General features: G+C 58.5%; 13 protein-coding genes. 7 read left to right on the top strand and 6 right to left on the bottom strand.

Going from position 1 to position 14688, the window contains the following annotated elements; all coding sequences use genetic code 11:
* Positions 1-115 precede the first annotated feature (115 nt).
* The gene (gene mqo / locus DFS28_RS04195) at positions 116-1762 is read left to right on the top strand and encodes a malate dehydrogenase (quinone) (RefSeq protein ID WP_111448690.1); all 1647 of its coding nucleotides are present in this window, start codon (positions 116-118) and stop codon (positions 1760-1762) included.
* 163 nt (positions 1763-1925) lie between these two features.
* Here the strand turns inward: mqo and DFS28_RS04190 are convergent, their stop codons facing one another.
* Positions 1926-2549: a hypothetical protein gene (locus DFS28_RS04190; RefSeq protein ID WP_111448689.1), complete on the bottom strand. Its 624-nt coding sequence runs from the start codon at positions 2547-2549 to the stop codon at positions 1926-1928.
* Positions 2550-2895: 346 nt separating this feature from the next.
* Here DFS28_RS04190 and DFS28_RS04185 point away from each other — a divergent pair, with 346 nt between their 5' ends.
* Together DFS28_RS04185 and DFS28_RS04180 are read left to right on the top strand one after the other, a co-directional pair.
* Complete coding sequence (locus tag DFS28_RS04185) at positions 2896-3261, top strand: hypothetical protein (protein ID WP_111448688.1); 366 nt, start codon at positions 2896-2898, stop codon at positions 3259-3261.
* A 345-nt stretch (positions 3262-3606) separates the two neighbouring features.
* On the top strand, positions 3607-4518 hold the full coding sequence (locus DFS28_RS04180) for a bifunctional helix-turn-helix transcriptional regulator/GNAT family N-acetyltransferase (protein ID WP_111448687.1): 912 nt from the start codon (positions 3607-3609) through the stop codon (positions 4516-4518).
* Positions 4519-4522: 4 nt separating this feature from the next.
* On the opposite strand, the gene dapF is transcribed toward DFS28_RS04180, so the two are convergent.
* From dapF to katG, 3 genes are all read right to left on the bottom strand, one after another.
* Complete coding sequence (gene dapF / locus DFS28_RS04175) at positions 4523-5341, bottom strand: diaminopimelate epimerase (protein ID WP_111448686.1); 819 nt, start codon at positions 5339-5341, stop codon at positions 4523-4525.
* A gap of 272 nt (positions 5342-5613) precedes the next feature.
* Complete coding sequence (locus DFS28_RS04170; protein WP_111448685.1) at positions 5614-6633, bottom strand: AbrB family transcriptional regulator; 1020 nt, start codon at positions 6631-6633, stop codon at positions 5614-5616.
* 151 nt (positions 6634-6784) lie between these two features.
* On the bottom strand, positions 6785-9040 hold the full coding sequence (gene katG / locus DFS28_RS04165; protein WP_111448684.1) for a catalase/peroxidase HPI: 2256 nt from the start codon (positions 9038-9040) through the stop codon (positions 6785-6787).
* Between the two features lie 573 nt (positions 9041-9613).
* Here katG and DFS28_RS04160 point away from each other — a divergent pair.
* From DFS28_RS04160 to DFS28_RS04150, 3 genes are all read left to right on the top strand, one after another.
* Positions 9614-10267, top strand: a complete 654-nt coding sequence (locus DFS28_RS04160) for a DUF2238 domain-containing protein (RefSeq protein ID WP_111448683.1) — start codon at positions 9614-9616, stop codon at positions 10265-10267.
* 156 nt (positions 10268-10423) lie between these two features.
* Positions 10424-11644, top strand: a complete 1221-nt coding sequence (locus DFS28_RS04155) for a helix-turn-helix domain-containing protein (protein ID WP_111448682.1) — start codon at positions 10424-10426, stop codon at positions 11642-11644.
* A 36-nt stretch (positions 11645-11680) separates the two neighbouring features.
* Positions 11681-12310, top strand: a complete 630-nt coding sequence (locus DFS28_RS04150; RefSeq protein ID WP_111448681.1) for a glutaminyl-peptide cyclotransferase — start codon at positions 11681-11683, stop codon at positions 12308-12310.
* 16 nt (positions 12311-12326) lie between these two features.
* Here DFS28_RS04150 and DFS28_RS04145 read toward each other — a convergent pair whose 3' ends face one another.
* Positions 12327-13187, bottom strand: coding sequence for a CAP domain-containing protein (locus tag DFS28_RS04145; RefSeq protein WP_111448680.1), 861 nt, complete (start codon positions 13185-13187; stop codon positions 12327-12329).
* 172 nt (positions 13188-13359) lie between these two features.
* Here DFS28_RS04145 and DFS28_RS04140 point away from each other — a divergent pair, with 172 nt between their 5' ends.
* Entirely contained in the window at positions 13360-13767 is a 408-nt protein-coding gene (locus DFS28_RS04140) for a hypothetical protein (protein WP_111448679.1), read from the top strand.
* On the opposite strand, the gene DFS28_RS04135 is transcribed toward DFS28_RS04140, so the two are convergent.
* Positions 13715-14605 (bottom strand): DMT family transporter, encoded by an 891-nt coding sequence (locus DFS28_RS04135; protein ID WP_111448678.1) that lies wholly within the window; start codon positions 14603-14605, stop codon positions 13715-13717. The genes DFS28_RS04140 and DFS28_RS04135 overlap by 53 nt on opposite strands.
* Positions 14606-14688 lie beyond the last annotated feature (83 nt).

Genomic DNA, 14688 nt, shown 5'->3' with positions numbered 1-14688 from the left:
CACCCTCCAATCCTTATGCGTACGCAACCCGCAGCATGCTGCCTGCATGCCGTGAACCAGGGGCATCAAGCATGGGGATGGAAGGGCGGATGGCGTTTTATCAAAGGTGCTACAGATGTTTAAGAAAATGAACACGGCCCTGCTGGGGCTGGCTTTGTCGATGGGGATCACGTCCGTTCACGCGGAAGAGGCAAAGAAAGTCGATGTGCTGCTCATTGGCGGCGGCATCATGAGCGCGACCCTCGGTGTTTGGCTCAATGAGCTGGAACCTGGCACTTCGATGGAAATGATCGAGCGCCTCGACGGCGTTGCCCTGGAAAGCTCCAACGGCTGGAACAACGCCGGTACCGGTCACTCCGCCCTGGCCGAATTGAACTACACCCCGGAAGACGATAAAGGCAACGTCCAGATCACGAAAGCCGTTGAAATCAACGAAGCCTTTCAGATCTCCCGTCAGTTCTGGGCCTGGCAGGTTCAGCAAGGCGTGCTGAAGAACCCGCGTTCGTTCATCAACTCCACGCCGCACATGAGCTTTGTGTGGGGCGATGACAACATCAAGTTCCTGAAGAAGCGCTACGAAGCCCTGCAAGCGAGCCCGCTGTTCGCCGGCATGCAGTACTCCGAAGACCCGGCTGTGATCAAGAAGTGGGTTCCGCTGATGATGGAAGGGCGTGACCCGAACCAGAAAGTCGCGGCCACCTGGAGCCCGATCGGTACCGATATGAACTTTGGCGAGATCACCCGCCAGTTCGTTGCGCACCTGCAAACCACGCCGAAATTTGACTTGAAACTGTCTAGCGAAGTGCAAGACATCACCAAGAACGAAGACGGCAGCTGGCGCGTCAGCTACAAAAACCTGAAAGACGGCACAAAAACCGAAACCGACGCCAAGTTCGTGTTCATCGGCGCGGGCGGCGGTGCACTGCACCTGCTGCAGAAGTCCGGCATTCCTGAAGCCCAGGAATACGCAGGCTTCCCGGTTGGCGGCTCGTTCCTTGTGACCGAGAACCCGACCATCGCCGAGCAACACCTGGCCAAGGCCTACGGCAAAGCCTCCGTTGGCGCACCGCCCATGTCGGTTCCGCACCTGGACACCCGCGTCCTGGACGGCAAGCGCGTCATCCTGTTTGGCCCATTCGCGACCTTCAGCACCAAGTTCCTCAAAGAAGGCTCGTACCTGGACCTGCTGACCACCACCACCACGCACAACGTGTGGCCAATGACCAAAGTCGGCATCAAGGAATACCCGCTGGTCGAGTACCTTGCTGGCCAACTGATGCTGTCTGACGAAGACCGCCTCAACGCCCTCAAAGAATATTTCCCGAACGCCAAAGCCGAAGACTGGCGCCTGTGGCAAGCCGGCCAACGCGTGCAAATCATCAAGCGTGATGAAGCCGCGGGCGGCGTGCTGAAGTTGGGTACCGAGATTGTTGCCTCGCAAGACGGCACCATCGCGGGTCTGCTGGGCGCATCGCCGGGCGCTTCGACGGCTGCACCGATCATGCTGACCGTGCTGCAGAAGGTGTTCAAGGACAAGGTGGCATCGCCTGCCTGGCAGGAAAAGCTGCACCAGATCGTGCCGAGCTATGGCACTCAGTTGAATGGCAACCCTGAGAAAGTGGCTGAAGAGTGGGCTTACACCGCCAAGATGTTGCAGCTGACTCCGCCGCCGGCGATTGGTCAGATGGCGGCTCCGGCTGCTGCTCCGGCTGCTCCGGCCAAGGCGCCGAAGGCTAATGCTGCGACTGATATGGCTCTGTAACTAGAAGCCTGATCAAAAGCCCACTGAACCGGTGACGGTCAGTGGGCTTTTTTGTGTCTGGAATTCGATCTTGCAGATTACGAATTGCTTAGGCTGACGAGTTTTTTGTGGCGAGGGGGCATGCCCCCGTTGGGCTGCGAAGCAGCCCCAGAAAGGTAAACGATCACTCAACGTCGTACATCAATTCCAAGCTTTTTATCCATTCATTCGTCGCGCTGTATCTTGCGTAATAAATTTCCCTTTCTGCGGCGCTTAAATTTGTGAAAAACGGCGAGAAGTAGCTGTCGTTATAGTAGCCCTGAGCGCCTTGCATATCGCCTCCCCACCAAGAAGGGTTATACCCCTCGAAAACAACCCATGGAGGAGGCACGGAGAATTTCTCGCGAGCAATGATGGCCAAGAAATCAACACTATTGGTGACTAGTCGTACAGTCACAGAATTGAATTCTCTGGTAGATATGAAAAACACCAAGTGCTCAGTTTTTTGAGTGTTTACATACTGCTTTACGGGTAGTTCGTTAAACGTTTTTTCAGTCGCATACGTGAAGTTGTCTTCGACGAGCGTCAAGAGCTTATGAGTATCTTCGTTGCCGATTAAAAATGGAGAGTAGTAGGCTGGAATGCCTATGTCCTCCAAAGACGTGTTTTGCGGATAGTCGGGTAGGGGAGGATCAATGTTTAATAAAGACTTAGTGAATATCAACTTCAGTTCTGGTATGGAATATCCGACGATTTGTTCTTTCGGTTCCTGCTTTATGAGGGCTTTGATACGACTAAAAATGCTCATGATCTGTCTCAGTCCTGTAGGTATTCGGTGAGCCAAAAGCCCACTGAACCGGTGACGGTCAGTGGGCTTTTTTGTGTCCGCAATTCGATCTTGCAGATCACGAAATGCTAAGACTGACGAGTTTTTGTGGCGAGGGGGCTTGCCCCCGTTGGGCTGCGAAGCAGACCTGAATAGGGCGGATTTACTCCTCGTCGTACTTAAGCGTGCGGTGAACCCATCTTGCTTTATATCGTCGTGAGCTCGCATCTCCAGAGATGGCCAAAGCAGTGCCTCATCCGTCGCGACAAAATGGCTTAAGATCATCAAAGGCTGGAATGGAACATCTCGACTAAAGGACGCGACATTTATGGAAATCCCCTTTTCTCAAATCAGCGAGCGTTTGAACAATCGCCGATTTTCGGTAGCAGACAACGCCTACGGGCTATCTGATGCACGCACAGTATTTCACTACCATGTCGAGGAAGGTGCTATTTGGGGTACTTACCAGGGTGGTCATATCCGCAGGGGTAATCAAGTCGGGCGCGTGACAGGCCCCGATACCATTGAGCTTCTTTATCAGTGCTTGACCACGGATGGTGAGATTCTTTCCGGCTGGTCTCGTGGCACGGTAGGCATTGATCACGCAGGACGTACCACGCTGACCTTCGTATGGGGTTGGTTGTCGGGCGCGACCGGAGGTGGGGAGTCGAGCTACGTGGAGCTTGCCGCGTAGCGGTTAAGCAGAAAAAGTCGAACTCCGCCGCCGGTGATTGGTCAGGTGGCGGCTCCGGCTCCGGCTCCGGCTGCTGCGGCCAAGGCGCCGAAGGCTAATGCTGCGACTGATATGGCTCTGTAACTAGAAGCCTGATCAAAAGCCCACTGAACCGGTGACAGTCAGTGGGTTTTTTTGTGGGCGTTTGGAATTCTCAGTGTCTCGGTTGCACTGGGTCAGAAGCCAGCCTCAATTGACGATTATTTGGTTGTGCTATACAACTAATCAGACGTTTCGTTCGAGGTGCTTCTCGTGATTCATTCCCAATCAAACCTGATTAACCAAGTCCGTTCGGTGTCGCGTCTCATGGTGCGAGAGTTGGGGTTCATGCAAGCCACGCTGGCTGCGACGGACTATCCACCCTCGTCCGTCCACACGATTGTGGAGATTGGGGAGCGGAGTTCGATGACGGCAGTGGAGCTTGTGGAGCTCCTCGGCCTGGAAAAGTCCACCGTGAGCCGTATGGTGCGCAAGCTGATTGAGGCCGGCGAGATAGAAGAGGCTCCACACGAGGATGACGCACGTTCCAAGAAACTGCGACTCACGGCGAAAGGCAAGAAGACCCTTCGAGCCATTGATTCATTCGCGAAAGAACAGGTGAGCGCTGCCTTGACTCACTTAACGAATGAGCAACAGCAGGCAGTGAGTGAGGGTATCGCCCACTATGCGGTCGCGCTGCAAGCCCATCGACTTGGTACAGAGCAATTGCCTCCCGCGCAATTGGACATTGCTCGGGGCTACCGTCCCGGAATCATCGGCCGCATTGTCGAAATGCATGCTGACTACTACGCAAGATATTCGGACTTCGGTCAGCCGTTTGAAAGTCTGGTTGCATCAGACATGGCGGAGTTGATGGGGCGTTTGGACAATCCACGCAACGAGGTGTGGGTGGCGTTGGACGGCCAGCGAATTGTAGGTTCCATCGCGATAGACGGCGAAGGAGAGGGCGGCGAAGCGATTCTCCGCTGTTTCATTCTTGATGACTCAGCGAGAGGTAAGGGAGCAGGCAAACGCTTGTTGGTTGAAGCGATAAATTTCTGTGACGAACAGGGTTTTTGCGCGACGCGGCTTTGGACGTTCAAAGGTCTTGATGCCGCTCGTAAACTGTATGAAGGCTTTGGTTTTAAGTTGGAACAGGAACAAGAGGGGGATCAATGGGGCAAAAGGGTGATCGAACAGTGTTTTTTACGACCTGGCCTGGCTGCTGCGCAAACTTGAGTCACTATAAAACGTGTAACAGGTTATCCGCGATTGTCCCCGAAAAAGCGGCCTCTACCGGTCCAATAAGAAACACAGGTCCCACGCCATCCCATTGAACCGTCACAGTTCCGCCATCACATTCAACCTCAACGGAGTTGTCTAACAAGCCACAACGAATTCCATTAACTGCGGCACCGCAAGAGCAGGAACCTGAACCGAGCGGAATGCCACCCCAGCGTTCCCAAATGCGCAACCGAATGTGTTTTCGGTTGATGATCTGGACGAAATGCACGTTCGTCCTGAGGGGGAATAGGGGATTTGTTTCAATTGTCGGGCCGATGGTCGCTATATCAATGGCTGTTAGATCATCCACGAAATAAGTGCAGTGCGGATTTCCCATGCTGCAAGCTGTTGGGGCACCAGCAAGTGGCAAAACAGTTGTATCCAGTTCCAGAGACAGCGGAATATCCGACCAGCCGAAAAGTGGCTCTCCCATGTTGACGGAAATTGCGCCGGTTGAAGTTCGTTCGCAAGTGAGTAGACCACGGTTGGTTCGGAGCGCTATCGAAGTGGTATTTGATTCGCGCATCAACATATCCGCTGCGCCCCGCGTTGCGCTGCCACAAACGTCCAGCGTGGAGCCATCTGCGTTCCAAAACATCAAACGCGCATCTGCATCCTCGCAATCGAGCACCACCGCGAGTTGATTGAATCCGACGCCTCGGTTCCGATCACCCATTCGCCGAGCCAGGGTACTTGTCATTGGATTGGCCGCGTTTCGCGAGTCGACAATGACGAAGTCATCGCCATTGGCGTGCATTTTATGAAAGCTCAGCGGCATAAATAGATCCTGGCGCAATTGACGTTCAAAGGCGATCTAGCGCCGACTCGGTGTTCTGATCCGTATTTTCCATCGCCATCTGCATCTGTAATGCACACAGCCGCCGGCTCACAATAACGGCACGCTCCGCAGTCACGGCGACTGCTGCACCGCAAACTCATAATGTAGGAGGCCCAATGGGCAAGATGGCGATTTTCCTGGGTGGATTTCTGGTGTTGACCATTTTGATTGGTGCCCTGGCCACGATCTCTCCGACTTAGTCCTTTCTGCGATCAGACGTCCTCCCGCCAGCGCCGCGCCTGAACGACCAGCGCTGGCGCAAAGTGCAGCACGACCATGCGCACCAAATGATGGGTCAGGATGAACACCACGTTCAGCCCGCCGCTGAAGGCGACGAGGGCAATGGTTTCGATGGCGCCAGGCATGTACGCCAGCCACAGCGACAAGGGATCGCTGCCCAGGACCCGTCCGGCCACTGCGGCAAACGCCGCTGCGATCAGCAGCATCAAGGCGACGGCCATCAACCCGGCTCGTCCGTGGCGGACAAGTTCTGCGAGGCTGATGTCTTTGAATTTCGAGCCAATCAGCGCACCGAGGAGGACCACGGCGGTGTCGACACTCCATGACGGCAGGTGGAAGGCCTGGAGATAGCCCATCTTGAGGTAGACGCCGGTGACGACGATCGCGGTGAGCATGAACGGTGCTGGAACGCCAACGCGCAACAGCAAGCGGCCGAGCAACAGGCACAGGGCGATCAGCGACAGCAGGGTCAGCACCGTGCTCATGAGTAGCGGGCTGCTCTCGGCAAGTGCCACGTCGGTCTGTCCGGGAATGCAGAAACTGACCAGCACGGTGATCGACAGCAGTCGCACCAGGTGGACGACGATCACTTTGCTGGACGCGCGCTCGGACTCGAGTAAATCGAATACGGCGGCGAGTGCGCCCGGATACACGGCTAACAGGGAGTCCTTCGGGTTCCATCCCGAGACGCTGAGCAGCCACAAACCGGCCACGGTACTCTGGACCATCAAGCCCAGCAGCATGAAGCCCAGGCTCGGCAACATGGCGGCCGCCGTTTGGCTGTTCCACGAGGTGAACATCAGGCCGGTCGCGATCCCCAACACGATTTGCACATAAACAAGGCTGAAGGGCAGCGCGGGGGAAAAACGCAAATTGCTGGCGATCAATGCAGTGGCGAGTATTGAGCCGAGCAACAGGCCATGAGGGAGACCGGCATATTGCAACGCGGTGCCGACGCCGGTGGCGATCAGCAAGCACAATAGGGTTTTCATGGTTTGATGAGTCTTCCTTGATTCATGTTGAACCCAACGCTTGCATCCGGGCCACGCACGTTTTCCCATTTAACGGCGTGAAGCGTCAAGTGACAAAAAGCACAACGCCTCCACCGTGGGAGGCGTTGCAGTTTCAGCGATACCGCTCGTGTTACCTGAGGTCGAAGCGATCCAGGTCCATCACTTTGGCCCAGGCGGCGACGAAGTCTTTCACGAACTTTTCCTGCGCATCAGCGGTTGCATAGACTTCAGCCAACGCTCGCAACTGCGCATTCGAGCCGAACACGAGATCGACGCGGGTGCCGGTCCATTTCAATTCGCCGGTTTTGCGATCACGCCCTTCGAACTCCTCATTAGCCTCCGACACCGGTTTCCATTCCACGCCCATGTCCAGCAGGTTTTTGAAGAAGTCGTTGGTCAATGCTTCCGGCTGTTGGGTGAATACACCGTGCCTGGTTTGTCCGACGTTGGTGTTCAACACCCGCATGCCGCCAATGAGCGCGGTCATTTCTGGCGCGGTGAGTGTCAGCAGTTGCGCCTTGTCGATCAACAGATGCTCGGCCGGGACGCTGTATTTGCCTTTGAGGTAGTTGCGGAAGCCATCGGCGATGGGTTCGAGGAAGCCGAAAGATTCCACGTCCGTCTGCTCTTGGGAGGCATCCATCCGCCCAGGTGAGAAAGGCACCGTCACGGTTTGACCGGCATTTTTCGCCGCCTGTTCGACGCCGGCATTACCGGCCAGCACAATCAGGTCTGCCAGCGAGATTTTCTTGCCGCTGTTGTTGAACTCGCTCTGGATACCCTCGAGTTTCGCCAGCACGCTCGCCAGTTGCTCAGGCTGGTTGGCCTGCCAGAACTTTTGCGGGGCCAGACGCAAACGCCCACCGTTGGCGCCACCGCGTTTGTCGGAGCCGCGGAAGGTCGAAGCCGCCGCCCAAGCCGTTGATACAAGCTGCGAGACGCTCAGGCCAGAATCGAGGATTTTACTCTTGAGCGCGGCGACGTCACTGTCGTTGACCAAGGCATGGTCGACCGCTGGAATCGGGTCTTGCCACAGCAGCTCTTCGCTCGGCATTTCCGGGCCGAGGTAGCGGGAGAGGGGACCCATGTCGCGGTGGATCAGCTTGAACCAGGCGCGGGCGAACGCGTCGGCCAACTGGTCTGGATTAGCCAGGAAACGCCGCGAAATCGGTTCATAGATCGGGTCGAATCGCAGCGACAGGTCGGTGGTCAGCATGGTCGGATTGCGACGCTTGGACGGATCGTGAGCATCCGGAATGATGCCAGCGCCGGCGTTATTTTTCGGTATCCACTGGTTCGCACCGGCCGGGCTTTTACTCAGTTCCCACTCGAAGCCGAACAGGTTCTCCAGGTAGTTGTTACTCCATTTTGTGGGCGTGGTGGTCCAGGTCACTTCCAGGCCGCTGGTGATGGTATCTGCGCCTTTGCCGGTGCCAAAGCTGTTCTTCCAGCCAAAGCCTTGGGCTTCGAGGCCAGCGGCTTCGGGCTCGGCCCCGACATTGTCGGCAGGTCCGGCGCCATGGGTCTTGCCGAAGGCGTGGCCGCCAGCGATCAGTGCCACGGTTTCTTCGTCATTCATCGCCATGCGACCGAACGTTTCGCGGATGTCCTTGCCCGCAGCGACCGGATCCGGGTTGCCTTCCGGGCCTTCCGGGTTGACGTAGATCAGGCCCATTTGCACGGCGGCGAGCGGGTTCTCCAGGTTGCGCCCCTGTTCAGTGCGGCTTGCCTCGTTTTCCCCTGGCTCAGCTACAAGTGGGCCTTCGCCGGGTTCTTGCATGGGCTCGTCTTTTTTGCCGTAGCGGGTGTCGCCGCCCAGCCACTTGTTTTCCGAGCCCCAGTAGACGTCCTCATCCGGTTCCCAAACGTCCGGACGACCGCCGGAAAAGCCGAAGGTCTTGAAGCCCATGGACTCCAGGGCGACGTTGCCGGTGAGGACGATCAGATCAGCCCAGGAAATTTTGTTGCCATATTTTTGCTTGATCGGCCAGAGCAGCCGACGTGCCTTATCGAGGCTGACGTTGTCCGGCCAACTGTTGAGCGGCGCGAAGCGTTGCTGGCCGGAACCGGCGCCACCACGACCGTCACCGGTGCGGTACGTACCGGCGGAGTGCCAGGCCATGCGAATGAAGAGTGGCCCGTAGTGACCGAAGTCTGCCGGCCACCAGTCCTGGGAATCGGTCATCAACGCAGTCAGGTCTCTTTTGACCGCTTCAAAGTCCAGGCTTTTGAAGGCTTCGGCGTAGTTGAAGTCCTTGTCCATGGGGTCGGACAGGGACGAGTGCTGATGGAGGATTTTCAGATTCAGTTGGTTCGGCCACCAGTCGCGGTTTGTCGTGCCACCGCCAGCGGCGCTAATGAACGGGCATTTCGATTCGTTTGCCATGTGTGAGCTACCTTTGGTCGTATTCATCCGGCTATCCGGCCCAACGTGGGCGTTAAACAGCAACGGGCGAAACCAATGACACAGGCTGCAGGGCCAGCAGTTTGATCAACTGATTGTTTTGATCACAGGGGAATTCTGAACAGCGGCAATCGAGTTGCCTGCACGGTGGCCTACGGCAGGTTTAGTCAGGTTTCTGACCCATTCCTATCTCCTTATCAGCTCTTGACCGGCCGGCTTATGGTGCCGGCGCTCGAATAAGGTTAGACCCCAGTTGGGAAGTCAGCTAATAGGGGGAGTATTGGGTCGTGATAGGCAGAGTCTTTTACTGGCGTCACGGGGCGGGGCCGCGTCTATCTGGACCCATAGACGCGGCTCGCAGGCGAAAGCGCTTACATCACGGGACTTTACGACGGCGTATCAGTTGCCACTGAACACCGCCGGCCTGCGCTCGGTGGGACGATGAGGTTGCGAGGGCTGCCTTTAGTCGGTGTGCCTGAACCGGACTCGCGATCAATTGATCAATATAGAAGGCCCCGGGAGCCGTCGTCACTCTCCGACTGAGGAACTCAAACCATGCAGCCCAAGGCACACCAGCGATACGACCTGACGCTGCTGATGCTGTTTGTGTTGATCGTCGTGGTGTCGGGTTATTCACCCCGCAGCCGAGTGGATTGGGCACTGGAAAACCTCTTGGTGCTGTTCCTGGTGGGCACACTGGTGGCGGTTTCTGGCCGGTTTCGCCTGTCGGCGGTTGCCATCAGCCTGGTATTCGTTTTCCTGTGCATTCACGAACTCGGTTCTCACTACACCTACGCCAAGGTGCCGTACGACCAATGGTGTTCAGCTTTGACCGGGGTCAGCCTCGATAAAACGCTGGGGTTTCATCGCAATCATTTTGATCGGCTGGTCCATTTGAGTTATGGGCTGTTTATGGTTTATCCCATTCGAGAAGTGTTGGTGCGCCTGACGCCGTTGCGGGGTTTCTGGTTGGTGTTTATGGCGTTGAACATCATTCTGTCGACGTCGGCCATTTACGAAATGGTGGAATGGATCGGCGGCGCCTACCTCGGCGACGACACTTCGCGTGCCTTCGTCGGTGCGCAGAACGATCCCTGGGATTCACAGAAAGACATGGCGTTGGCGGTGGTCGGCGCCTTCGTCAGCGAGTGTGTGGTTTTGCTGTGCAAGCAAAAACGCGCCGTTCCTCAGGCTGAGCAACCGTTTTAAATCACCCGATAAGAAAAACCGATACCCGCTTAAGGATTTCCCAGCGGCGAGGCAGGCACTTGCGGCTTTAGAGTCACGCCCTCGTGATGGTGCATCGTGAGATAGACTCAACAGCGAACATCCGACAGTGGGAGTGACAACGGTGGCGGGATTGCGATGGACTCGCTGATCACGGCCGCAGCGCAGGCGCTGGCAGCGGGTGATCCGCTCGGCGCGCTGAACCGGGTCGCGTTGCGCGACGATGCGCCGGCGCTGGCGTTGCGCGGGATTGCGATGGCGCAACTCGGCGATCTGGTGCGAGCCAAGGCGCTGGTGCAGAGGGCGGCGCGGGCCTTCGGACCGAAGGAAGCCTTGTCTCGAGCACGCTGTGTGGTCGCCGAGGCCGAGATCGCGCTGGCCTCCCGGGAGTTGGGCTGGCCGGTGAAGGCACTCGAGTCAGCGCGGGTGACGCTTGAGACGCACGGCGATCGAGTGAACGCCGCCCATGCGCGGTATCTGCAGATTCGGCGTTTGCTGCTGATCGGGCATCTCGAAGAGGCTGATGTGCTGCTCGCCGAGCTTGACCCCGCGCCATTGCCGCCGGCATTGCGCGCCGCCCATGAACTGGTCGTGGCGGGGATCGCGATGCGACGACTCGAGACGAACAAGGCGCGGTCTGCACTCACAAGGGCCGAGCACGCCGCGCGCGATGCCGATATTCCTGCGCTGACGGCCGAGGTGGAAAACGCTGCCCTTGTCCTGAACACGCCCGTCGCGCGTTTGATTGCCCATGGCGAAGAACGGCCTCTGTTGCTGGAGGAGGTTGAAGCGTTGCTAGCGTCGACGTCGCTGGTCGTGGATGCGTGTCGCTACGTGGTGCGTGGCGCCGGCATGTCGGTCTCCCTCGCCACACGCCCGGTCTTGTTCGCCCTCGCACGGGCACTGGCCGAAGCGTGGCCAGCCGACGTGTCGAGGGAAATGCTGATTGCCCGGGCCTTTCGTTTGAAGCATGCCGATGAGTCCCTTCGCGCGCGGTTGAGAGTCGAAGTCGGGCGACTGCGCGCGGCGCTGAAACCCTTGGCCGGCGTGACGGCTACCCAACGCGGGTTTGCCCTGGTGTCGCTGGTTGCCTCCGACGTTGTGGTGCTGGCGCAACACGTCGAAGAGAAGCACGGGTCGGTGTTCGCTTTTCTTGTCGATGGTGAGTCGTGGTCGAGCTCGGCCCTGGCGCTGGCCCTTGGCGCCAGCCAGCGCACGGTGCAACGGGCGCTCGACGAACTGGCCCGCGCGGGCAAGGTGCAGTCGTTCGGTCGTGGTCGGGCGCGTCGCTGGATGACCCCGCCGGTGCCGGGTTTCGCGACGACCTTGTTACTCCCGGTGCCTCTGCCGGGTGACTAGGATGAACGTCACCCACCCGAAACGAGGAATGCCAACATGAAACAGTCAGCAGCCAAAATCGTTCGTGAATATGGACCCTTTGCCGGTGTCGACAAGGTGCACGGCGTCACCTGGGACGGCCAGCACGTGTGGTTTGCCACCGGCGACAAACTCAACGCCCTGGACCCGGCGAGCGGCAAGACACTGCGTTCAATCGATGTCGCTGCCCATGCCGGCACCGCCTTCGACGGCCAGCACCTGTTCCAGATCGCCGAGGACCGCATCCAGAAAATTGACCCGCAGACCGGCCGTGTACTCGGGACAATTCCGGCGCCTGGCGGCAGTGACTCAGGGCTGACGTGGGCGGAAGGGACGCTGTGGGTCGGCGAGTATCGGGATCGCAAGATTCATCAGATCGATCCCGAGACCGGCGCGATTCTGCGCACCCTTGAATCCAACCGCTTTGTCACCGGGGTGACCTGGGTTGACGGTCAGTTGTGGCATGGCACCTGGGAAGAAGACGAGAGTGAGTTACGCCATATCGATTCGACCACCGGCGAGGTGCTGGAGAGTGTGAAGCTGCCGGCTGGCGTCGGGGTGTCGGGGCTTGAATCGGACGGCGGCGATCAGTTTTTCTGCGGCGGTGGTGGCAGTGGGAAGGTGAGGGCGGTGCGGCGCCCTGAATAAGGCGCCGCTCAATCACTCAAGGCGCGCCAAACAACATCGTCCAATAAACGCCTTCATCGCTACGCGCATCCGCCGCATAGGCTGCGCCCATCTGGGTAAACATCGGGTTCATCAGGTTGGCGCAATGTCCCGGGCTGGCTAGCCAGCCCGACATGGCCTTGCTCGGTGAACCTTGGCCGGCGGCGATGTTCTCGCCGATCTGCCGACCACGGAAACCTGCGGCTCTGGCCCGGTCTGCGGGCATGTCACCGTCGGGGTCCTTGTGGGCGAAGTAGTTGCCGTAGGCCATCGCCTTGCTGTGCCCTTGCGCCGCTGCGCCCAGGGCTGCGTTCCAGGCCAATGGCCGTGCGGCGGCGAAGCGCTGACGACCGCAAAGTCGCGGCGTGGAGCGTGCCGCATTGACCTGTGCCAGCAACGCTTTGCTGACGGCTCGCGAATCACCCACACGACTGTCCAGCACGGGCTGCGCCAGCACCACCTGCCATTCACTCCGGGCGCGACTGACGCCAATGTCGGCATATTGGGTATCGAGCAACGCCCCGCAGTAATCGCTCTGGAGCATGTCGAAGGCCTCATCGGCATCCTGCGCACCGACCACGCGAATCGTGCGCACCGTCACTGCCTGATAACCCGATGCTTTCAATCGATCGCGCAAACCGCCGCCATAGCCGATCGGCAAGGCCAGGTTCGACTTCAACGCCAGCGGCGATAACGCACGACCCGCGCGCCCCAGGCAGCGATCGGGATGAGCGCGGTAGTCGTTGATGGCTTCCACCAACTGCCTTTCGGCACCGGCGTGGGCGGAGTTGGCGAACAGGGAAAACAGAGGAATGAAACAGAGCGAGGCAACGCGAACGAACGGGCGGGTTTGGCGCATGGATGAATAGCTCTGAGCGGGCAAGTGGAATTCACGGCTCGGCTATGACTGGCGCTTCAACACAAGGTTCACGGGCGAAAGAGACATATTTGCGCTGGGCGCAGTGCGTCCGCTAACGAGGACATAGCAGTGTCGTATGATGGCTCCTTTTTACCCGTCACAAGGATCACCCATGCCGTTAAGCAAACGCGATCAGGCGCAGATCGAGCGTCGCCTGATTGCCACCCTGACCGAGGCGTGTGAGACGGCCAAGGCGGACATCGTCGGGTTCTGCTGGCTGACCCACGAGGTCGATTACGACCTGTTTCCCTCCAGTCTGCGGGTCATCTGGGTCTTCGATACGCAGGCCAATAAAGATCAGGCGCTGGCCAGCGGGCAGGGCGAGCGCATGCTCGAGTTGACTGCCATTGCGTTAAGCGAAGCGGACGTTCTCGTGAGCCCGGTATCGGCCCATGTGCAGTTCGATTCTGAAGAAGCCTGCCAGCGCGCCAATGGCGGAAACTGGCAACAACGCTTGTCGCGCCCACTCACCTCGAAAACTTTCGCGCCCCGGCCACGCAAAGGATCACCGCGACGGTAACCCCCAGCATGCCGATGCTGACGTGCTCGTGAAGCAGCGTGGCCGCCAGCGCCAACCCAAAAAATGGCTGCAGCAGTTGCAGCTGGCCGACGGCGGCAATCCCTCCTTGGGCCAGCCCGCGGTACCAGAATACGAAGCCGATCAGCATGCTGAAGAGCGACACGTAAGCCACGCTCAACCACGCGGATGGGGTGATTCCCGAGAACGAAGCCGGGGCCATGAACCAGCTCAACGGGATCATGACGGGCAGCGACAGGACCAATGCCCAAGAGATCACCTGCCAACCTCCCAGGGTTCTTGAAAGCTTCGCACCTTCGGCATAACCCAGCCCGCAGGCGAGGATGGCCAGCAGCATGAGGATGTCGCCGGTCGGCGAAGCGGTCAGGCCTTGGGAGACGGCAAATCCCACGACCAACGCGCTGCCCAGCACCGAGAAGCACCAGAACACCGGCCGTGGACGCTCCCCGCCGCGCAACACGCCGAACACCGCAGTGGCGAGTGGCAACAAGCCAACGAAGACGATGGAATGCGCCGACGTCACGTACTGCAGCGCCAGCGCCGTCAGCAGCGGAAACCCTACTACAACGCCCATTGCCACGATCGCCAAAGGCATAAGCTGATGCTTGGCGGGGCGTTTTTCTTTAAACAGCACCAGCATGCAAAGGGCCAGGAGCCCGGCAATCGCCGCTCGGGCAACGGTAAGGAACACCGGATCGAATTCCAGCACGGCCAGCCGTGTGGCCGGCAGCGAGCCGCTGAAAATCAGCACGCCGATGAACCCGTTGAGCCATCCGCTCGCGGTCTTTTCCGTCGTTGGGTTTTGCAGGGTCCGTTCCATGTGAGGGCTCTCTGAATTTGCAGAGATCCATCGTATGGTCGATGATCACTACAATCAAAAAATTGTCATGGATACATCTCGAC

The sequence above is a fragment of the Pseudomonas sp. 478 genome (assembly GCF_003254125.1).
Classification (GTDB): Bacteria; Pseudomonadota; Gammaproteobacteria; order Pseudomonadales; family Pseudomonadaceae; genus Aquipseudomonas.
This window is presented reverse-complemented; position numbering and strand designations above follow the sequence as displayed.